This is a genomic window from Microcystis sp. M015S2, from assembly GCF_020245945.1.
Taxonomy (GTDB): domain Bacteria; phylum Cyanobacteriota; class Cyanobacteriia; order Cyanobacteriales; family Microcystaceae; genus Microcystis.
Window position 1 is genome coordinate 40,198 of the sequence record NZ_JADBTX010000099.1, and the last position, 20,320, is coordinate 60,517.

20 protein-coding genes and 1 pseudogene are annotated in these 20,320 nt (G+C 42.6%); 6 read left to right on the plus strand and 15 right to left on the minus strand.

Annotated features, from left to right (window positions below):
* Positions 1-75: 75 nt before the first annotated feature.
* Both IM473_RS17370 and IM473_RS17375 read right to left on the minus strand, forming a co-directional pair.
* Positions 76-1,353: a recombinase family protein gene (locus tag IM473_RS17370; protein WP_287658010.1), complete on the minus strand. Its 1,278-nt coding sequence runs from the start codon at positions 1,351-1,353 to the stop codon at positions 76-78.
* A 253-nt stretch (positions 1,354-1,606) separates the two neighbouring features.
* Positions 1,607-1,900, minus strand: a complete 294-nt coding sequence (locus IM473_RS17375; RefSeq protein ID WP_193961568.1) for a hypothetical protein — start codon at positions 1,898-1,900, stop codon at positions 1,607-1,609.
* Between the two features lie 246 nt (positions 1,901-2,146).
* On the opposite strand from IM473_RS17375, the gene IM473_RS17380 reads away from it, so the two are divergent.
* The 4 genes and pseudogenes from IM473_RS17380 to IM473_RS17395 all read left to right on the plus strand — a co-directional run bounded on the left by IM473_RS17380 (position 2,147) and on the right by IM473_RS17395 (position 3,299).
* Positions 2,147-2,380, plus strand: coding sequence for a hypothetical protein (locus tag IM473_RS17380; RefSeq protein ID WP_004162600.1), 234 nt, complete (start codon positions 2,147-2,149; stop codon positions 2,378-2,380).
* Between the two features lie 117 nt (positions 2,381-2,497).
* A complete protein-coding gene (locus IM473_RS17385; RefSeq protein ID WP_287658011.1) occupies positions 2,498-2,701 on the plus strand; it encodes a type II toxin-antitoxin system HicB family antitoxin in 204 nt (67 codons plus the stop codon).
* A gap of 47 nt (positions 2,702-2,748) precedes the next feature.
* Positions 2,749-2,904: pseudogene (locus IM473_RS17390) on the plus strand (type II toxin-antitoxin system HicA family toxin); the annotation flags it as partial.
* Between the two features lie 107 nt (positions 2,905-3,011).
* Positions 3,012-3,299 carry a shikimate dehydrogenase gene (locus tag IM473_RS17395; RefSeq protein WP_287658012.1) on the plus strand — a complete coding sequence of 96 codons (288 nt, stop codon included), beginning with the start codon at positions 3,012-3,014 and terminating at the stop codon, positions 3,297-3,299.
* Positions 3,300-3,422: 123 nt separating this feature from the next.
* Here IM473_RS17395 and IM473_RS17400 read toward each other — a convergent pair whose 3' ends face one another.
* From IM473_RS17400 to pcrA, 5 genes are all read right to left on the minus strand, one after another.
* On the minus strand, positions 3,423-3,995 hold the full coding sequence (locus IM473_RS17400; protein ID WP_353738139.1) for a choice-of-anchor R domain-containing protein: 573 nt from the start codon (positions 3,993-3,995) through the stop codon (positions 3,423-3,425).
* Positions 3,996-4,354: 359 nt separating this feature from the next.
* Complete coding sequence (groL, locus tag IM473_RS17405; RefSeq protein WP_151694414.1) at positions 4,355-5,980, minus strand: chaperonin GroEL; 1,626 nt, start codon at positions 5,978-5,980, stop codon at positions 4,355-4,357.
* A gap of 46 nt (positions 5,981-6,026) precedes the next feature.
* On the minus strand, positions 6,027-6,338 hold the full coding sequence (gene groES, locus IM473_RS17410; RefSeq protein WP_002737272.1) for a co-chaperone GroES: 312 nt from the start codon (positions 6,336-6,338) through the stop codon (positions 6,027-6,029).
* 645 nt (positions 6,339-6,983) lie between these two features.
* Positions 6,984-7,415 carry a CAAD domain-containing protein gene (locus IM473_RS17415; RefSeq protein ID WP_110578193.1) on the minus strand — a complete coding sequence of 144 codons (432 nt, stop codon included), beginning with the start codon at positions 7,413-7,415 and terminating at the stop codon, positions 6,984-6,986.
* Positions 7,416-7,790: 375 nt separating this feature from the next.
* A complete protein-coding gene (pcrA, locus tag IM473_RS17420) occupies positions 7,791-10,112 on the minus strand; it encodes a DNA helicase PcrA (RefSeq protein ID WP_287658013.1) in 2,322 nt (773 codons plus the stop codon).
* Between the two features lie 325 nt (positions 10,113-10,437).
* Here pcrA and metK point away from each other — a divergent pair, with 325 nt between their 5' ends.
* A complete protein-coding gene (gene metK / locus IM473_RS17425; protein WP_287658014.1) occupies positions 10,438-11,688 on the plus strand; it encodes a methionine adenosyltransferase in 1,251 nt (416 codons plus the stop codon).
* 161 nt (positions 11,689-11,849) lie between these two features.
* Here the strand turns inward: metK and IM473_RS17430 are convergent, their stop codons facing one another.
* From IM473_RS17430 to IM473_RS17465, 8 genes are all read right to left on the minus strand, one after another.
* Positions 11,850-12,632 (minus strand): hypothetical protein, encoded by a 783-nt coding sequence (locus tag IM473_RS17430; protein WP_287658015.1) that lies wholly within the window; start codon positions 12,630-12,632, stop codon positions 11,850-11,852.
* Positions 12,629-13,849: a hypothetical protein gene (locus IM473_RS17435; RefSeq protein WP_287658016.1), complete on the minus strand. Its 1,221-nt coding sequence runs from the start codon at positions 13,847-13,849 to the stop codon at positions 12,629-12,631. The genes IM473_RS17430 and IM473_RS17435 overlap by 4 nt, the downstream gene beginning before the upstream one ends.
* A 5-nt stretch (positions 13,850-13,854) precedes the next feature.
* Positions 13,855-14,247 (minus strand): MerR family DNA-binding protein, encoded by a 393-nt coding sequence (locus IM473_RS17440; protein WP_287658017.1) that lies wholly within the window; start codon positions 14,245-14,247, stop codon positions 13,855-13,857.
* Positions 14,248-14,331: 84 nt separating this feature from the next.
* The gene (locus IM473_RS17445; RefSeq protein WP_004160041.1) at positions 14,332-14,886 is read right to left on the minus strand and encodes a phycobiliprotein lyase; all 555 of its coding nucleotides are present in this window, start codon (positions 14,884-14,886) and stop codon (positions 14,332-14,334) included.
* 27 nt (positions 14,887-14,913) lie between these two features.
* On the minus strand, positions 14,914-15,897 hold the full coding sequence (locus IM473_RS17450; protein ID WP_287658018.1) for a glycosyltransferase family 2 protein: 984 nt from the start codon (positions 15,895-15,897) through the stop codon (positions 14,914-14,916).
* Between the two features lie 29 nt (positions 15,898-15,926).
* The gene (locus tag IM473_RS17455; RefSeq protein WP_287658019.1) at positions 15,927-17,144 is read right to left on the minus strand and encodes a glycosyltransferase family 4 protein; all 1,218 of its coding nucleotides are present in this window, start codon (positions 17,142-17,144) and stop codon (positions 15,927-15,929) included.
* Positions 17,145-17,146: 2 nt separating this feature from the next.
* The gene (locus tag IM473_RS17460; RefSeq protein ID WP_287658020.1) at positions 17,147-18,106 is read right to left on the minus strand and encodes a GDP-mannose 4,6-dehydratase; all 960 of its coding nucleotides are present in this window, start codon (positions 18,104-18,106) and stop codon (positions 17,147-17,149) included.
* A 14-nt stretch (positions 18,107-18,120) separates the two neighbouring features.
* Positions 18,121-19,041, minus strand: a complete 921-nt coding sequence (locus tag IM473_RS17465) for a glycosyltransferase family 2 protein (RefSeq protein WP_287658021.1) — start codon at positions 19,039-19,041, stop codon at positions 18,121-18,123.
* 264 nt (positions 19,042-19,305) lie between these two features.
* On the opposite strand from IM473_RS17465, the gene IM473_RS17470 reads away from it, so the two are divergent.
* A complete protein-coding gene (locus tag IM473_RS17470; RefSeq protein WP_287658022.1) occupies positions 19,306-20,289 on the plus strand; it encodes a glycosyltransferase family 2 protein in 984 nt (327 codons plus the stop codon).
* Positions 20,290-20,320: the final 31 nt, after the last annotated feature.

Sequence of the window (20,320 nt, forward strand, 5' to 3'; positions counted from 1 at the left end):
TGTTTGCCTTTTTCTTAGCATTGATCGCTCAAACATTCCTCAATTTTTAGCTAACTTTAAGATTGTCCGAGACTCTTAAAAAACGAATATTAAACGTAAATGCCAATTATTAGCCGTTTCCCTCTCGATTTCGATGCGACGGATAAACTCGCGAAAATAAAAACGGCGCTCGATTTCCGATAAATCTCGCCAAAATTGCGGAAAAGCAACGGCACGAGCGATAATAGTCAGGTTATCGGGGGGTAATTGGTCTAAACGTCCTTGAATCTGCGCGATCTCGTTTTTCAGTTTATAGGCCCGTAGATTAGCCGTTTCTTGATCTAAAATTCCCGCCGCTTCTAGGGAGGGCAATTGGGACAAAATATCGTTTTTTTGCCCTATTTCCTCGCTCATTCCCCGTTTGATCCCCTCTAAATCCGGTAAAGATATCTGAGCGATCGTCGGTGGTAGGTCTTGACAAATGCGCTCGATTGTGCTATGAAGAATTTTTTCATAAGCGATCGCCGAACATTTTTTTGTCCGGGGACATTGCAAAGGTCGCAAATAGAGGTATTCTAGACCCTTTCCTCGCGCTGTGACTTTGGTAATCGTCATCCCCGATTGACATTGACTACAGACGACTAAACCCGCTAAGGAACGCGGGGCGCTGGCACTGCGGGGGGGTAATTTGCGATTATTTCTCAGGATGCGATCGATCTGGGCCGCTTCTTCCCGGGAGATAATCGGGGTGTGGGTATCGGGGATAATATCTTGACCGAGATAGCACAAATCGCCGCGATAAACGGGATTAGTCAGCCATTTATGGGCAGTAGCTACCGATATCTTTTTACCGTAGCGTTTTTCTAGATAGCGCACCGTGGAACGCAGGGAAGCGGAAATCAAAAAGCGATCAAAAAAGTCTTTGACTACTGGTGCGGTACTGCGATCGAGTATATAACGCTCCTTGCCACGACGATAACCGTAGGGTGCTTTTCCGGGGGGAGGCAAAGCTTGCAGACGATTGTGAGCGTGACCTGCTTTTAAACGATTACTTAGTTCGTTTTTTGATATTTCTTGCAGAATCTTGGCAAAATTCAGCTTATAATCTGGGTCTTCTAGGGCAATTATATCTATGTCGAGGGCTTCTAAGGATTGTAAAATTTTGCTAACTTCCGTGCCATTGTCTCCCAATTCTGCTAGACGACGCAGGATCAGCAGTCGGGGGGGAGTCTCTTGACAATCGCGGAGCAGTTGCTGCCGTTGTGAGCGATCGCCAAAATCCTGATACACTTGTTCGGGAGAATAGGTCCAAATCGAGGCATCGGGGGGACTATCGAGCAGGGGATTGGTATAGGTGTAGGCGATAATTTTCATGTTTTGCCGAAATCCTGGTATAGATAAGCTGTACTGCCTTGAAACCGCGTCTTGAAAAGTTTAGTACAAATGCTCGAACTACCTCTCCCCGCTCCCAACTCCGGCGCTCATAGACAGTCTTAACCAGTAATTTAGATAGTCAACAGCTTACCTGCGGGCGAATGGAAAAGGAATTTCTGCCCATCTCCCTAACCCCCGCCAGCTGGCGATCGTTCCGCTACACTTGGCAATTTCTAGGCCGGGCGCGATTCGTCTAGGGAGAGGGTAAAGAACGAAGGAAAACCGTGAGTATGGCGGTAATAATCGCGACGGTTACGGGGATAATCAGCGATTTCGCCCCTTTTAAATCGGATATATCCTTAACTAGCCCCGATTGTTCGTTTTCTAGCCTTTCTAACCGCTTATCCATTCCCTCGACTTTCTCGATTAATTTTGCCTGTCCTACCTCTAGTTTTGTCTGGCGATCATCGATTTGATCGATCTTTCCCTCGATCCGCGTCAGGATGGCTTCTAGGGAATAGGTGACGGTTTCTCCCGATTGACTCATAAGCTAAATTCCTTGTTGCGGGGGATACTTCGCATTCTATCACTCCCGAAAGATGGCAGAATTACCAATCCAGAGGCAACGGCAACGATTATCAGCCTACAATATTACTAGGCGATCGAATAATCTCCGAAATTCAGATGAGTCAATTAAGATCTATTTCTGGGAAAAAGTTCGCCAAAATTTGAGAACGTCATTGAGAATTCAAGGTAGCCATCACATTTACTGTATTACTCGTTCAGACTGTCTATGAACCATCGTCAACAATTAATTCAAGAACTCGAACAAGCACCTGATGATCTAATAGAAACCGTGTTAGATTTTTTACATCGAGTTCAGGCAACAGGCAACAGTCATCCTCTGGCCAATTTTTCAGGCATTTTAAGCGATTCAGAGGCACAAGAACTACAACAAGCCATTAAAACAGAATGTCGTCAGTTGGTAAGGATTGCATCACCTACAAAAACAGCCTACAATATTTAGACTAAATCCAGTTATTGAAGACTGATTATTTATACAACCCCGTAGAAATGTTAGATTTTAGGGGTGGTGATAATTTATCTATCTATCCCTCCCATTGATCGATCTAGGAGATAAGCAATGAAAATGAAAGTTATCGTTCACGAGGCGGAGGAAGGTGGCTTCTGGGGGGAAGTCCCGGCGCTCCCCGGCTGTGCCACCCAAGCAGAAACTTTCGAGGAACTACTAGAGAATTTACACGAGGCGATCGAAGGCTGTCTATCCCTAGATGTGGAATCCTTGCCAACTGATCCGAAAACTCGGATTCTAGAGATAGCGATATGAAATCAATTTCCGGGAAAAAGTTCGCCAAAATTTGAGAGCGTCACGGATGGGAATTATTGAGAATTCAAGGTAGCCATCACATTTACTGTCAGCCGGATAATCCCACCCGTATCTCTGTGCCGATTCACGGAAATCAGGATTTAAAAATCGGATTACTCAAGCATTTTTTGAAACAAGCGGGACTTTCTGAAGAAGATATTTGATCAATGCGATCGTTGTAATTCCGTCACTCCCGAAAGATCGCAGAATTACCAATAACGATTATCAGCCTACAATATTACTAGGCGATCGAATATTCCCGGAAATTCAGATGAGTCAATCCCCCGTCACCGATTCCCTAGAAATTATCCTGACAAATATCACGGAAAAATTAGACTCTTTACAGAAAGATTTCACCGATCTAAAAGTAGATATGGCCGAGGTGAAAACCGAACTCAAAAGTATTGATAGGCGATGGGAAAAAGTAGAGGGAACACAGGACGCTTTAATTCAGGATGTATCGGACCTTAAGGGAGCAAAATCGTTGATTATTCCCGTGGTGGTGGCAGTATTAACCAGTATTCTGACTCTGCTGCTGCGATCGATTCCGAATCCTTAAAAGCTCCCCCCCCTTGCTACCCCGACATCGCCCCCCCAACCCCCCCGACATCGGGGGGGGGTTGGGGTAGCTTGATTCATGAATCAAGCTACTATGAGGGTTGATTGATGAATCAAGCTATTGTTACCCCTCGTTCCGACGACCTTTAACCCCCAGTAATCCCAATCCGAACAGGGACAACGCCGCGATCGCAGTAGGTTCGGGAGTACTGGCCACCGGACCGGTTATCTCAGTCGCGTTGATCTGGAAACTGTTAAAAACGTTACTGTTCTCGAAAGAACCGCCGACTAAAGCCCGGTTTCCCGATGACGTCGCGATTCCCGTCGGGGTTGTGCTAGGATTAGAGGCACTCCAGACAAAATTTCCACTGCTAGATTGAACGGATAACCAGTATTTAGTACCGGCGGTAAACGTGAAGGGAGCAGTGGGAGTGAAGGTGTAGTTAAAGATTCCCGATCCTTGAGCGGTGGGATTGGTGAAACTGGCGAGGACGGTACTGCCCGGATTGCTGCCCCCCACATCATTGCGGATCTGGACGAGGGGAACATCTCCACTCTCGTAGTCCCCGAGTCGCAGGATGGCGTTGTCGAGGCTGTAATTGTTACCTGCGGGCAGGGTAAAGGCTAACGCTTTTACAATGGAACCAGAAATCCCACTAAAACTATTATCATTCGTTTGTGGGAGATTCCCAATCAGAACCGCCGCACGGACAGGGTTTACCCCCCCCCGTTAGTACAAGAAAACTACTAACGCCCGCTAATACCAAAGATACAGGTAAGGTTTTCATGATCTCTAAAAAAGTTAAGAAATTATGTAGATGAGGCTATCGCAGCCGTCTCTTCTTTTCAACCATTGATCAGTTATCGTTATCATTTACCCGATATAACTATTAATTCTTTCTATAGGATATTGACAAAGTAGCTAGAAAGTGGCATGGAACATCAGGCGGTTTCAGAGCGAGAAAACGGGTTTCTCCGAGAAACCCGTTTTCTATTATTTCTCAAAAAAACTCGATCGCATTTAAGCGATCGAGTTGAGAAAAAATAGACTAATTATTAATAGTCGAAATCTCCACCGCCGGCGGGAGCAGCGGGTTTTTCTTTTTCGGGTTTATCCACAACAATACACTCGGTAGTTAAAACCATACCGGCGATCGAAGCGGCATTTTGTAGGGCAGAACGAGTCACTTTAGCGGGGTCAACGATACCCGCCTCAAACATATCGGAGAACTCACCGGTAGCGGCATTATAACCGACATTAAAGGGCTTTTCTTTCACCCGTTCGGCAATAACTGCACCGTTTTGGCCTGCATTTTCAGCAATCCGTTTTAAGGGGGCAGCAATGGCGCGAGAAACGATTAAAGCACCGGTTAATTCTTCATGGTGTAGGGTTTCTTTTGCCCAAGTTTCCAATTGAGGAGCGAGGTGAGCCAAAGTAGTACCACCCCCGGGGACGATACCTTCTTCTACGGCTGCTTTAGTGGCGTTAATCGCGTCTTCTAAGCGCAATTTGCGGTCTTTCATTTCCGTTTCCGTAGCAGCACCGACTTTAATCACTGCCACACCGCCGGCTAATTTAGCCAGACGTTCTTGCAGTTTTTCCTTATCGTAGGAAGAATCGGTTTCCTCGATTTGACGGCGAATTTGCTCACAACGGGTTTTCACTGCCACGTCGTTTCCTTCGGCGACGATGGTGGTAGTATCTTTGTTCATAGTGATACGGCGGGCCGTACCTAAGCTGTCAATTTTGGTGGTTTCCAGTTTTAAACCCGCATCTTCGCTAATGACTTGACCACCGGTTAAGACGGCGATATCTTCTAACATCGCTTTTCTGCGATCGCCAAAGCCTGGAGCTTTCACCGCAGTGACGTTAAGAACACCGCGCAGACGGTTAACCACTAGGGTTGCCAAAGCTTCTTTTTCGATGTCTTCGGCGATAATTACTAGGGGTTTACCTTGACGGGCCACTTGTTCGAGAATGGGAACCAAATCCTGTACTAAACCGATTTTTTTGTCGGTAATCAGAATAGCGGGATCCTCAAAAACGCATTCCATGCGTTCGGTGTCGGTGACAAAGTAGGGAGAGATATAACCTTTGTCAAAACGCATCCCTTCGGTGATTTCTAGTTCGGTGGTCATCGATTTCCCTTCTTCTAGGGAAATTACGCCTTCTTTGCCGACTTTATCCATGGCCGAGGCGATCATTTGACCGACTTCATCATCGTTACCGGCAGAGATAGCGCCCACTTGTGCGATCGCTTTGGAATCTTCTACGGGTTTCGCGTGTTTGGCGATTTGACTGACGAGGAAATCGGCAGCTTTATCGATCCCTTTTTTCAGAGAAATCGGGTTAGCACCGGCGGCGACGTTGCGTAAACCTTCTTTAACAATAGCGTGAGCGAGAACGGTGGCGGTAGTTGTACCATCACCCGCTACATCGTTGGTTTTTGAGGCGGCTTGGCGAATTAAAGCCACACCGGTGTTCTCGATATGGTCTTCCAGTTCGATTTCTTTAGCGATGGTGATGCCATCATTGACGATTTGGGGTGCGCCAAATTTCTTTTCGAGGACGACGTTACGACCTTTGGGGCCAAGGGTGACGGCCACCGCTTCGGCCAGCAGATCCATGCCTTTTTCTAAGGCGCGACGGGCATCTTCGTTGTAGATAATAGATTTAGCCATAATGTATCGTTATTCGGGCAAAATAGGGGTTTTCAAGGGTAGATGATTAGGAAACGGCGGCGAGAATGTCTTTTTCGGAGAGGAGAACGAATTCTTCGCCACCAAGTTTGATATCGGTTCCGGCATATTTGGAGTAGAGAACTTTGTCACCCACACCCACTTCTACGGGGGTACGGCTACCGTCATCGTTGCGTTTGCCGGGGCCGACGGCCACGACTTCCCCGATTTGGGGTTTTTCTTTAGCGGCGTCGGGAAGGAAAATACCACCGGCGGTTTTTTCTTCGCTGGGACTAACTTTGACGAAAACTCGATCGCCTAGGGGTTTAACAGTAGTTACGTTGATGCTGACTGCAGCCATGGAATATCCTCCGTTTGTCTTGTATTTGGGTAAGTGCTTTTTTCAGATTAGCACTCTTACCTTCCGAGTGCTAATTTACCGAAATAGAAGGCCCCCTGACAACGGCTCGATCGGTACGGGTTCCCGAACTATGGTGTTAAGCTAGGGTTTGCTGAAAAAGTTTGTTGGTGGGGTTAGGAGTCGGTATTCTCCGAGTCGGGAGTCAGTATTCAGTATTCAGGAGTCAGTATTCAGTATTCAGGAGAATTAAGAATGAGCATTAATCAATTTAATGCTCTATTTAGGAATTTTAGGCAATTTTATGCCTATTTTTCTCATTTTTGCCCTCTCAAAAATTAATTAGGGTTTGCTGAATAAATGTGAAATGTAGGCAAGGTAGCGGTTTTGTGGCTTTTCTCGCGAAACAGGTGCAAGATTTTGAGAGAATCGTGCTTCAAAACCTTGCGTCTTCATCGGCCCGCGTCCTGTAGGGGCGAAGCATTCGGGCAATAACCTATCGGTGAAACCGGAGATTTTCTATCCGAATGCTTCGCCCGTACTTTTTGCCGCAAACCCTACTTATGCAAGAACTCTAGTGTAAGCTGTTGTGCAAAAACAAAGGAGTTGAGCGGAAACACTCAACTCCTTTGTTTTTTATGCTTGATTCTATAAAGTGTTATTGTGACTGCCAAAAACTTGCGCTTTTAGTGCATCAATTTCGGCTAATAACTCGCGACGATTTTCATCCTTGAGCAGATAGCGCCAGACAAACCAACCAGTATAAACGATCCCAACTAATTGTAGGATAGGAGCAAGGAGGGGAATATCATCGATCGCATCTAAAACCGCTAGGGTAACTTTCACGGTGACAAAACTCGCTAAAATTGCCCCCAGAACGATTAAAGGTTTTTTGTATCCAGAGAAGAAACTACCGATATAATCGGGGACATTAGCCAGATAGGACATCACCGAATCCCAAACTGGTTCTACATATTCAGACCAAATCTGTTCGGTGCTGCTGCTGCTGGGTTTGCTCAGAGACCCGGGTGAATCCGTTCTAATCGGATTTTTGGTCTCGGTGGGTTGCATTGATTCCATATTAACTGATCCTCATCATAAAGGTTAGACAGTGCGCGAATACGACCAACGGGGGTCAATTTTAACAGACTTAATAGACTAACTCGCTGTTGCCCATATTATCGGATAATTGCGATAGTAGGCGGAAAGTTTCTCAACAACTATTAAGAATCAAGGATTTAGCTTCTCAATTTTATCGTCAGTCTGACCGCAATTCTCTATTCTAACAGCAGGTAGCGATCGGAGTTGAGGAATCAGGGGGTGTCAGTTATCAGTGAACAGTAATCAGTTATCAGTGGGGAGATAGGGAGTAAAAAGCCGGTGGGTTACGGCGAATACTCAATTTTTAGTCAGAGTATAACTTATTTTCGCCTCACCCACCCTACAGATGATTACCTATTCGTGGATAAGTTGCATGGGTGCGGTGCGAGGATCGATGATTTTCTGACCTAAACCCGAAAATTTGACCGCTAGATTCATTTTTTTGCCCGTACCGAGAATATGGGTCACTTCTCCTTCTCCAAAAGTAGAGTGTAACACTCGATCGCCTACCTGCCATTTTCTTTGATCGGAGACAGCTTTTTCCATAGGAACCACTTTTGGGGTCTTTTTCGGTTTCAGGTTGCTTGTGAGCAATTCTGGGGGCAATTCCTGCAAAAATTGGGAAGCTACCTTCATCTCTTTATTCCCCCAGACATATCTTTCTTTTGCGTAGGTTAAAAATAATTGTTCCTTGGCCCGAGTCACTCCCACATAACACAAACGGCGTTCTTCCTCAAGGGCAATGGGATCGTTTAAACTACGATTATGGGGAAAAATGCCCTGTTCTAAACCGACTAAAAAGACGATAGGAAACTCTAAACCTTTGGCGGAATGAAGGGTCATTAACGAGACTTTTTCTTGACCTTCCTGAAGATTATCTAAATCCGAGGCTAAACTAGCATTAGCGAGAAATTCCTGGAGATTGGTTTCTTCGTTTTCTTCTTGGAATTGTACGACGGCGCTATACAATTCTTGAATATTCTCGATGCGGGTATCAGCTTCCTCGGTTCCCTGCTGTTTTAATTCATCGATATATCCCGAATCTTCCATGATTTTATCTAGGATTTCACTAGCGGATAAATCGGTGATTTTTTCTTGCAGGTTTTGGATAATTTTAGCTAACTTATTGATGCTTTTAGTCGCACGACCGGCGAGAGTATTAACGGAAGTTTCATCGCTGATAATTTCCCATAAAGGTACTCCTAATTCTTGGGCAGCTTTGAGCAAATTATCGATTGTGGTTTTACCAATACCGCGCCGGGGAGTGTTAATAATTCTCAGTAAACTAACGGTATCGGCAGGATTGGCAATCACTCGTAAATAAGCGATCGCATCTTTAATCTCCTGTCGATCATAAAATTTAAATCCCCCGACAATATTATAGGGGATATTATTGCGAATTAAGCCATCTTCAAAGGGGCGAGATTGGGCATTAATTCGGTAGAGAATGGCAAAACTACCCCAATTTAATTCGGGGTTTTCTTGGGTAAATTCTCGAATTTTATCGATAACAAAAGCTGCTTCTTCCTGTTCATCTCTGGCTTTAAAAACATAGATACTATCGCCCCCTTCTCTGGTGGGAACAAGGACTTTATCGATTCTTTGACTATTCTTTTCAATTAATTTATTGGCCGCTTGCAGAATATTTTCCCGTGAACGATAGTTTTCCTGTAGTTTCACCATCGTGCGAGTATCATCATCGGGTAAACCATCGCCAAAGTCCGCTTGAAAATTGAGCAGAATAGTGAAATCTGCCATCCGAAAACTATAGATAGATTGGTCGGCATCACCTACCACAAAAATCGATCGATCCGTCCAATTCCACTCACTTTTTTTCGTTTCACCATTGGTGGACAAAAGCCGAATTAACTCGTACTGAATCCGGTTAGTGTCTTGGTATTCATCGACTAAAATATGCTTAAATTGCGTGTGCCAATAACCGAGAATAGATTCATTTTGCTGAAAAAGACGGACTGGAACCAGTATCAAATCATCAAAATCTAGGGCATTATTTTGTGCCAATTGCATCTGATAAGCCTGATAAACCTCAGAAATAACCTTTCCCCGAAAATGAGGGTTTTCTCTGGCGTAATCCCTGGGAGTTAACCCTAAGTTTTTGGCATTACTAATCGCATAACGTAGATTGCGAGCATCAAATTTTTTATCATCTAAATTCATCTGTTTAGTGACGATATTTTTTACTAAACTCTGGGCATCAGACTCGTCCATAATCGAAAAATTCCTTTGCCAACTATGACCATATTCATCCTGATATTTATTAATGTCATAGCGCAAAATTCGACCGCAAAGACTGTGAAAAGTCCCGATCCAGAGTTTTTTAGTATAATTACGATAAACTTGAGAAAAGAGTTTTTTCTGTTCGTATTCTTCTAAAAGTTCTAATCTTTGACCGTATTTTTCCTGTGCTTTCTGTTGAGCAAAAGTTTTTTCAATTCTAGTTTTCATTTCCCGGGCCGCCTTATTGGTAAAAGTGACCGCGAGAATATTTTCCGGATCGACCCCGTGATGACGGATCAAATGGGCGATACGATAGGTTAAAGCGCTAGTTTTTCCCGATCCTGCTCCAGCAACCACCAACAAGGGGCCGCAAAAATGCTCGACAGCAAGGCGCTGAGAAGGATTGAGTTGTTCTAAATAATCGGCTGTGACTGTCATAATCTTTCCATATAGCTCTGCGACCTCTATTAATCAGGCTACATCATCGAGACGGGGATCGGGCATTAGTCAACCCCTTCAAGAAATAAAAATTTTTTGGGCTAGTTTGTTTCAAATCGCTCAAGATTCTAAGTTGTCCTCTACAATGGAATTAGCGGAGACGAAAGTTTCCGTTCACTCCTCACACCACACTCCGTCCGGACAATGTTCGGGCGGTTTCTTATTGAAAATACTCGATCTCTACAAATTCCCTGTTACACTGTATGATCAAAGATTTCCGAGAATCTTTTCATGTTCAAATGTACTACTATGTGAGGGACATCACTTGTCTAAACGTTATTTGTTCACCTCGGAATCGGTTACAGAGGGACATCCCGATAAAATTTGTGACCAGATTTCTGATACCATTCTCGATGCTCTGTTATCCCAAGATGACCACAGTCGTGTAGCGGCTGAAGTGGTTGTCAATACAGGTTTAGTCTTGATTACTGGTGAAATCACCTCGAAAGCACAGGTTCATTTCGTCGATTTAGTTCGCAAGAAAATCGCTGAAATCGGCTATATCAACGCAGATAACGGCTTTTCCTCGAATAGTTGCACCGTTTTAGTCGCTTTAGACGAACAATCTCCCGATATTTCCCAGGGTGTCACGGCTGCTCAGGAAAATCGCGAACTTCTCAGCAATGATGAACTCGATAAAATTGGTGCAGGAGACCAGGGTATTGTCTTCGGTTTCGCTTGCAATGAAACCCCCGAATTTATGCCCTTACCGATTAGTTTAGCCCACCGCATCGCTCGCCGTTTAGCGGCAGTCAGAAAAACGGGTGAACTGTCCTATCTGCGTCCCGACGGTAAAACGCAAGTATCGGTCATTTATGAAGATGGTCGTCCCGTGGGTATCGATACTATCCTTGTTTCTACCCAACACGATGCTACTATCGGCGATATCACCGATAATGATCTCGTCCAACAAAAGATTAAAAGTGATCTCTGGGAAGCGGTAGTACAACCGGTCTTCAGCGATTTAGAGATTAAACCCGATGCCAATACCCGTTATCTGGTTAATCCCACCGGAAAATTCGTCATTGGTGGACCCCAAGGCGACGCGGGATTAACGGGACGGAAAATTATCGTCGATACCTACGGTGGCTATTCTCGTCACGGTGGCGGCGCTTTCTCCGGTAAGGATCCTACCAAAGTCGATCGCTCCGCGGCCTATGCTTGCCGTTATGTGGCCAAAAATATCGTCGCTGCTGGTTTGGCCGATAAGTGCGAGATTCAAGTGGGTTATGCGATTGGGGTAGCTCGTCCGGTGAGTCTCTTCGTGGAAACCTTTGGCACTGGCAAAGTCGCCGATGATGTGATTCTGGACTTAATCAATAAATACTTTGAACTCCGTCCGGCCGGTATTATCCAAACGTTTAACCTGCGCGGTTTACCCTCGGAAAGAGGCGATCGTTTTTACCAAGATGTGGCCGCTTATGGTCATTTTGGTCGCAATGATCTCGATTTACCCTGGGAAAAAACCGATAAAGCCGCTATCCTCAAAGAAGCTTTGACTTCTGCGCTGGTATAGGGTTAAAAATTAACTGAAAATTTTGATTGAGGAGTAGAGTTTCAGGCTCTATTCCTTTTTTATACTAAATTCGTTGAGTATAGGCTACTTATGAGAAGAGGCAAAAGCGGGAATAAATAATCAGATTTTCTAACCTGAAGATTAATCTTCAGTATGCTAGGCTAAAATCTGAAAGAATAACCAATTTTTAGCTTTAATTGACTTTGATCATGGCTATTAGTGGCAATATCTCCCTCGATACCGAAATCGATCACACCTTGACGATTAATTTGCTGACGAATTCCCATTCCAGTGCGAATTAAAACCCCACCATTACTATTATCGCTGGTAATTACGCCCAATTCTGCTAAAAAAGTTTGATCGAAGCGTTTCGGATAACCAATCGGTCGCGAATAACCGAGAATTGCAGCGGGTAAAAAAGATCGATCGCCGTTATCGGGGTCAGTTTTTATGTTTAAATCGAGATTAAGATGTAAGCGATCGAATTGACCAACAGTTTTACTGGCAATTCCCCGCAGACGAAAATCTAATCCCCCGGCGTTATTTCCTGTCGGTAATCCTAAATCAGCACGAATAGCAAAAGCGGGAACATTATCGTATTCACGATTGAAATTATAGAAAAAACCTACAGATAAATTTCCCACATCAAAACTTGTATCATCACTATTAACTCGTCCTCCCACTTGCGGATCGATGCCGATAATAATATGACCATTGCGAATAATACCGTTGAGGTATTCAATATCAAACTCACCACCGACATTGCTGTTTTCAGGAAAGACTAGACTTCCTCCAAATTCTATCGATTGTTCCCCAAAACCCATACTTTCAGCATCATCAAAAGAAAGGGGACGACCGGAATCAAGATTGTTATGATCGTTGGCAAAAACTGGATTAGTTAAACTGGCGACCAAACCCACAGCAATTAATAAAAATCTTATCATTTTGTCGGTTCCTCTTGATCATTGCTGTGGTCAGGTTTTTTCTCCGTATTAGGAGGGTTTTCTGGAGAGTAATTTTCGTGGTTATGGTGTTGGTGATCTCCCCCCTCATGTCCCTGAGAATTATCAGGTTTTTTCTCAGAATTATCAGGATTTTCGTGATTATGACCTTCGTGAGAAATATCTGTTGGCATTAATCCCATCCCCGGAATTCCTGACTGAAAACGATGATCATGTAGTCCTTCACCACCATAATTTTTTCCTGCTTCCATTTCCCGATGATTAGCAGCCATTACTAACCAAATAGCGCGGGTAATTTGTTCGTCTTTTTGTTGGGGAGTTAGCCAATCTGATGCCAGAATATCATTAACCATATCGTGCAACATATGCAGGTTATCAAAGGTGTTAGATATTGCGGGAAAACGTCGGGCAAACTTGGGACTAAGTCCAGCAAACATCGGCATAAAAGCTCGATCGGTGCGATATAATTCCTTAGTATGGTATTGTTTTCCCACCTGTTTATAAGCCTGTTTTTGTTCCTCTAAAGTTTTCTCATAAAGCAAGTCATACATGGTTCCTTGTAACCAATGGTAGCCCCAAAATAAGCCATTAACTTTCGGATATTTCTGCCGAAAAGCTTTAGAATAGGGCTGGGAATCCAGATAACCCATATTCATCGGTAATCCCGTGATAGCATAGGGAACTTTTGTCAAGTAAAATTGATATAATTTTTCAATTTCTGCTTCTTTTTCCTCGTTGGTTAATTTGCTGCTGGCTAAAACATCAACGGTTTGAGCATGGAAAATATGCGCCCACTCGAAAACCTGTTCTAAAACACCGTATTTTCTGCCAAAAGTTGGAGAAATATTACCCTCGTCGGGCATAAATTTAGGCGGATTTTTTAAAACCCAATTAATTTTTTGGTATGTCTTAGTTTCTAAATCTTTCGCTTTTCCTGTTACGATATCTTCGTAAGCAAAGGCATGACCAACAGCGATCGCATTCAAGTCTAAAGCTAAATCTCTGACATTATAAATTGCATTGTTATAAACCCCTCTTTGGGGATAAATATGATTACGTTGCTTGTTATACATCCAAGCTGGTATATTGTCAGGAATTGCTTGTAAAGTCTGAGGTTGAGGTGACTGAGGATGTAGATGTTGAGCAATGACAGGAGTAGAAATCATTGCTAAAGTTGCCAATAAAATTAACTTTTTCATGATAGTTAAACCTTGAGATTAGGGCAAATAAATTGATCGTCTTTTACAGGTGTATCCGTCCATCCTTGCAGGGTTTCGGTTAATTGTTGACGCAATAAAAGCAATTGTTCCACTTGTTGATCGATCTCAGCAATATGTTTAATTAATTTTTCTTGAATATCTCCACAGGGTAATTCTCCATGGTCATGAATTACTAAACATTCGCGGATCTCTTGCAGACTTAAACCCAAAGATTGTAATCTCTTGACAAATAGCAAGCGATGGACAGTATCGGGGGTAAATAGGCGAAATTTTCCCTCTGTCCTTTCAGGGGACTGAATTAGTCCTAATTCCTCGTAATAACGAATCGTTTTAATTGAAACGCCACTTTCTAGGGAAAGTTTACCGATTTTGAGCATTATTTTTGCTCCTTAATCCTATCGTTACTCGATGATAAAATCTCCCCTTGACTGGAGAATCAAGGGGGGAGAAGAAATATTTTTTTAACTGACTTTACACTCAACTCCAAAACCGACCAAGAGAACTTTTTCTAAGGGTTCTCCCTCCTGGGGACGTTGATAGTTAATAATTTTGCGAATTCGCAGGTCTGGATTGATTAAAGTAATTGAATCCACGGAAACACTGCGAGTATAATTAGTGGTCATTAATAACTCTCTGGTGGTGGAATCAAAGCGAAAAGCGGAGATAATTGGTCTTGCTTCTTCGTAGGCGCGATCACGAAGATAATCCCCTTCTAAATAACCATTATTTTCTGCTTTAACCACAAATAAAAGATTAAGATTTTGTCGTACTTCTTCCCCTTTTTCCGAGATGGTATAGAAACCTAAATTAAACCCGGGGATACTTTCTAAATCGGCAATATCAGGATAGTTATTATCTGTCAGAACTTTCTGTTTAATCTCCCTGGTGAGGGGTTGGATGAGAAATTCAGTGCGGGAACGTTCCACTTCTTGAGCAGCTAGATAATGATAGGTTCTTTCCGTTTGCCAACTACCGACACAATAGGCAAAAAATTGCTGAAAAACTTCGGTATTCATAGATGTAATTATCCTCTTGTCAGTCTCTTAATTTTGAGTTATTTTATCAGTAACTTGTTCCCGATTTTCAAAACCATAACAATCTCGAACCAGATAAAGTGGCCTACCCTTTACTTCTTCATAAACCCTGCCAATATATTCGCCAATAATACCAAGAGTGAGTAGTTGAATTCCTCCTAAAAATAAGACAGCAACCATCAGAGAAGCGTATCCGGGTACATCGATTCCTAAAATAATAGTCCTGAGAATTAAAAAACTAGCATAAACAAGACTAACAAGTGCAATGATAAATCCTACATAAGTCCAGACTTTCAGAGGTAAAAAACTAAAAGAGGTAATACCATCAATGGCAAAATTCCATAATTTCCAGTAATTCCATTTAGTTTGTCCTTGATACCGGGGTTCTCGATCGAATAAAATTGATGTCTGTTTATATCCCACCCAAGCAAATATTCCTTTCATAAATCTTTGACGTTCGGGCATCTTTTTAATTGATTCTACCACTCGGCGATCAATCAAGCGAAAATCTCCCGTATTAGGGGGAATAGGAACCCGACTTAATTTATTAATGACTTGATAGAAACCTTCTGCGGTGAAACGTTTCAACCAACTTTCGCCAATTCTAACCCGACGGGACGCATAAACCACATCATAACCCTGCTGCCATTTTTCGATCATTTCGGCAATTAATTCGGGGGGATCTTGTAAATCAGCATCAATAGGAATGACTGCCATTCCTTGACTGTAATCAATTCCTGCTGACATGGCAATATCTTTACCAAAATTACGGGATAAATTAACCACTTTAATTTGTGGGTAACGTTGATGATATTCCACGAGATTTTTGAGAGTACTGTCACGACTACCATCATTAACGCAAACAATCTCATAACTGGTATTTAGTGTCTCTAAAACCGCTAAAAGTCGCCCAAAGAGAGCATCGATATTTTCTTCTTCGTTATACAGAGGAACAACAACAGATATTTTCACCGGTATTTGATTTGATAGCATATTAATTTACAAAAAATTAGAGAAATTGTCTAACAAATATCAGCAACTAAAACTTGTTCGTACTTAGCAGCTGCTTGCTGCCAAGTATAATGATCTTCGATTAATTTGCGAGCATTTCTAGATAATTTTTCTCGCAACTCTGCCGATTCAAAAAGACTACTAATCGCCGTACAATATTCCTCAATACTATTAGCTCTTAAGGCTGCTAAAGGAACATTATTTCCTGCCACTGTTAACCCTTCTAAACCTCGATCGCTGGCCACCACTGGCACTCCCGCAGCCATTGATTCTAGGGTTTTATTTTTAATCCCAAAACCCGAACGCATTGCCACAACACAAATAGTAGCATGATGAAGATACTCGGCCATAGATGGAACTCGACCTGTGACAGTGATTTTAGAATTTTTTGTTAATTCTATGACCGATGGAGCAGGATTGGAACCAACAAGTATCAGAGTAACCTCAGGATATTTTTGTTGTAAAATAGGGAAAACTTCTAAACTGAAAAAGCGTACTGCATCTATATTAGAACTGTAATCTAGGCCTCCCGTCATAATAATTTGATAACCACTGGGATCGGTTTCTCGATAGGGGAATAGTTCCAAGTCAACGCCGTTGGGAATTACAATAACAGGGCGATTAATGTTCAACTCTTTCATCTGCTCCTTGTCTTCGGAAGTGGTGACAACTATAGAGTTAAATTTCTGACAAAATCTCCGTTCGTAACGTTCGAGAAGTGGTAAATACAATGTATCTCGAATAGGATTAGGACTGACTCCTATTTCTAATTGATTTTTGCAGGTTCTATAGGCTGAACTATGTATATTTACTATAGTTTTAAGCTTTTTTTGCCAATGGGGACGGACAAAGATCTCATTGACGCTATGCTCACAAGTAATAACATCAAATTTTTGACTATCAATGGCATGATCAAGCCAAACTTGAATATCAGCACTATATACTTGTCGAACGTTGGGAGGAGTACCCTGCATGATAAAATCATAAAAACGATTTATTTTGCCTAAAATACTAGGGTTGGGAGAATTGGAATAGGGAAATATCTTTACCTCCTTAACAAATCTTTCCAAAGCTTCAATCTCAGTCCTACTAACATCCGAACTTGGTCGAGTCAGGATCGTCACTTCATGATTCTTACCTAGGTGTTTTAAAAGATTGAAGGTTCTAACTTGAGTTCCCCCTCTGGTGGGTGGATAGGGAAAAGTAGAACTAATCATTAAGATATTCATAGCTATTTTTCTAAACGATTTTCTACCATCATGCGGACAATATCGGTCATTTTGTATCGTGCTTGCCAACCTAATTTTTCCTTAGCTTTGCGGGGATTGCCGCGACTAATGGCTAAATCTGTTGGTCTTAATAAACTTCGATCAGAAATTACATGATCTTGCCAATTTAAGCCAACAGTAGCAAAAGCTGTGGCGACAAAATCCTCCAGTTTTGAACTTTCTCCCGTGGCAATGACGTAATCATCGGGTTGCTCCTGTTGCAGCATTAAATACATCGCTTCAACGTACTCCGGCGCCCAACCCCAATCCCTTTGAATATCCATATTTCCTAAGTGTAAAGTCTCAGGACTTCCCTGGGCAATTCTAGCCACGGCAGCGATAATTTTTTGGGTAACAAAGCGCTCGGGACGTAGGGGAGATTCATGATTAAAAAGTATGCCTGAACAGGCAAAAATTCCGTAGGCTTCTCGATAATTAGCCACTTCCCAAAAAGCCGCCGATTTGGCCACAGCGTAGGGACTGCGAGGACGAAAAGGGGTATTTTCATCGGCAGAATTATCGCCGATATCCCCGAAACATTCACTCGATCCTGCATTATATAATTTAATTTTTGCTCTGGTAAATCGAATTGCTTCTAAGAGATTTAAGGTTCCCGTGGCAATACTTTCTAAGGTTTCCACTGGCTGCTCAAAAGATAAACCGACAGAACTTTGTCCAGCCAAATTATAGATCTCATCGGGCTGAATTTTAATTAAGACCTGTAGGACACTGCGAAAGTCATTCAGTGCCATTGATTCTAGTTTTACCTGTTCCTTGATTCCCAAACGTTTCAGGTTACTAAAAGAGGATATTTGGGCATCCCGGGAGGTGCCACAAACTGTATAGCCGGCTTTTAACAGTAATTCGGCTAGGTAGGCTCCATCCTGCCCCGATACACCACAAATTAACGCTTTTTTACCCATTTATTTACAATAATTTACTTTTGAAGGTTTAACATCGCCTTGGCGGCCTCGCTTAAATAACCGATTTGTCCGTAGGCATAGAGAAGATTATCAAAGCTTTTAGCAGGATCATTGATAAATTTGACAGATTTAACTAATCCTCTCGCCAATCGCTCACCTCCTCGCCTAAATTGAGCCAATCCCGTCCTTCCTGCCACTTCTTCCCGGTAGTGTTCGCTGATGCCTTGCCACCAACTGCGACGCATAAACCATTGACGATTGATTCTTTCTGGGGCAACATTGTGTTCCACCAATGCTGCGGGAAAATAGCCTACTTGCCATTCCTGGGCGAGTGCTAGTTCTGTAGTGTATAATTCCTCGTTAGAGAGAAGTTTTTTGCCAATTCTTCCCAAATTAGGGTCAAAACCGCCAATTTTCTCCAAGAAATCTCGCCGAATCGAGTAATTAACCCCTCGCGGAGTTAAATTCGCCTGGCTGATGTATACCACATTGTCGCCCAAATCGAAAGCCCCTAAACCCGCTGCTAACTCATCGGATAACCAATTGGGTTGACTGTAGCCTTGCGGCCAAATTAAAGTGACTTTTCCCCCCGCTACTGCCAATTTTTCGTTATTTTCGTAGGCATTTAACAGAATTTGCAACCATTGAGGACTTGCGATCGCATCGTCATCCAAATAGGCTAAAATCGGCGCTCTAGTTTCCTTCGCCCCGCGATTTCTGGCGGTAGATAGCCCTAAAATAGGTTCGTAAACGTATTTTAGCCGCCCATCTCCCAGACGCGACTCGGCCACTTGACGGGTTTTATCGGTAGATGCGTTATCAACCACTAAAATCTCGCAATCTGGGCAGGTTTGCGCTAAAAGACTATCGATCGCTGCTGCTAGGTAGTGATCGCGGTTGTGGGTACAGATAATCCCTGCTATTTTAGGAGCCATGGCTATCAAGGTTACTCATTCAATACCCTAAAACTTAACATTCCTTTGGAAAAATGTAAAAATGCTTTTTTAACCTGGAGACAGGAGACAGGAGATTGCTTTTTACTGATAGCGTTTCTCGTAAAGATGAAGTATAACCTAATTTGGTATTGACGACCGACTCCCCAAAAGGAAAACTTCCTATCTCACCATTAAGATAACTGCTATAACACTCTCCACTGATAACTGATTACTGATTACTGATAACTGATTACTGAAAATATTATGCCGAAAGTAACTGTTTGTATTCCCACCTATAACCGCGCCGATTATCTCAGCTATTCGATTAATAGTGTCTTGGGGCAGACTTATGAAGATTTTGAGTTAATTGTTTGTGATGATGGTTCTTCTGATCATACCCCAGAAGTGGTGGCAGCATTTCAGGATTCGAGAATAATTTATCTACGTCATCCCCAAAATCTTGGTAGAAGTTTAAATATGCGATCGGGTTTTACGGCTGCTCGGGGAGAATATTTTATTAAATTCGATGATGATGATGGACTAACTCCCGAATTTTTAGCGAAAACTGTCCCTATTTTAGATCAAGAAAAAAAGGTTGATTTTGTCTGTACCGATCACTGGATTATTGATAAATTTGGACAAAAAGTTACGGCTGCCACCCAAGAAAATTCAGCGAAATGGGGCAAAGACAGATTACAACAAGGGATTATTCCCGATTTAGAAAGACAAACTTTTTCCTATCAAAGTTTACAGGTGGGTTCGACTCTTTTTCGTTATCAATCTTTAGCCGATGTGGATTATATGCGCTCTCAAGCTGATGGTTGTGAAGATTTTGATTTATTGGTGCGTTTAGCTTTAGCGGGAAAACAAGCTTATTTTCTGCCAGAATTATTAATGGAATATCGTTTTCATGGCGGTCAAACTAGCTTACAACAAGCGGTTCACTTTTTGCAAGCAAAATTGTTTTGTACAGAAAGTTATCAATTTAATGATGTAAAATTAGAGGAAGAAAGAGTGAAAAAGGCGGCTTTTTTACAGGAATCTTTGGGAATAAAATTAATTGAAAAGGGAGAAACCGAAGCTGGGCGAGTTTTAATAGAAAAAGCCTCGAAATTGTCAGGAAAATCCCGACGGGCTAGACTGGGTTTACTGCTTTCCTATTTACCTCTAAACTTGAGAAAATTAGCTTTTCAAGGTTTCCGTCAACTACGCCCCAAAGATTACGCCGAACAGGTGAGAGCCGTATAAACTATAATTTATAGCAGTTATCTTAATGGTC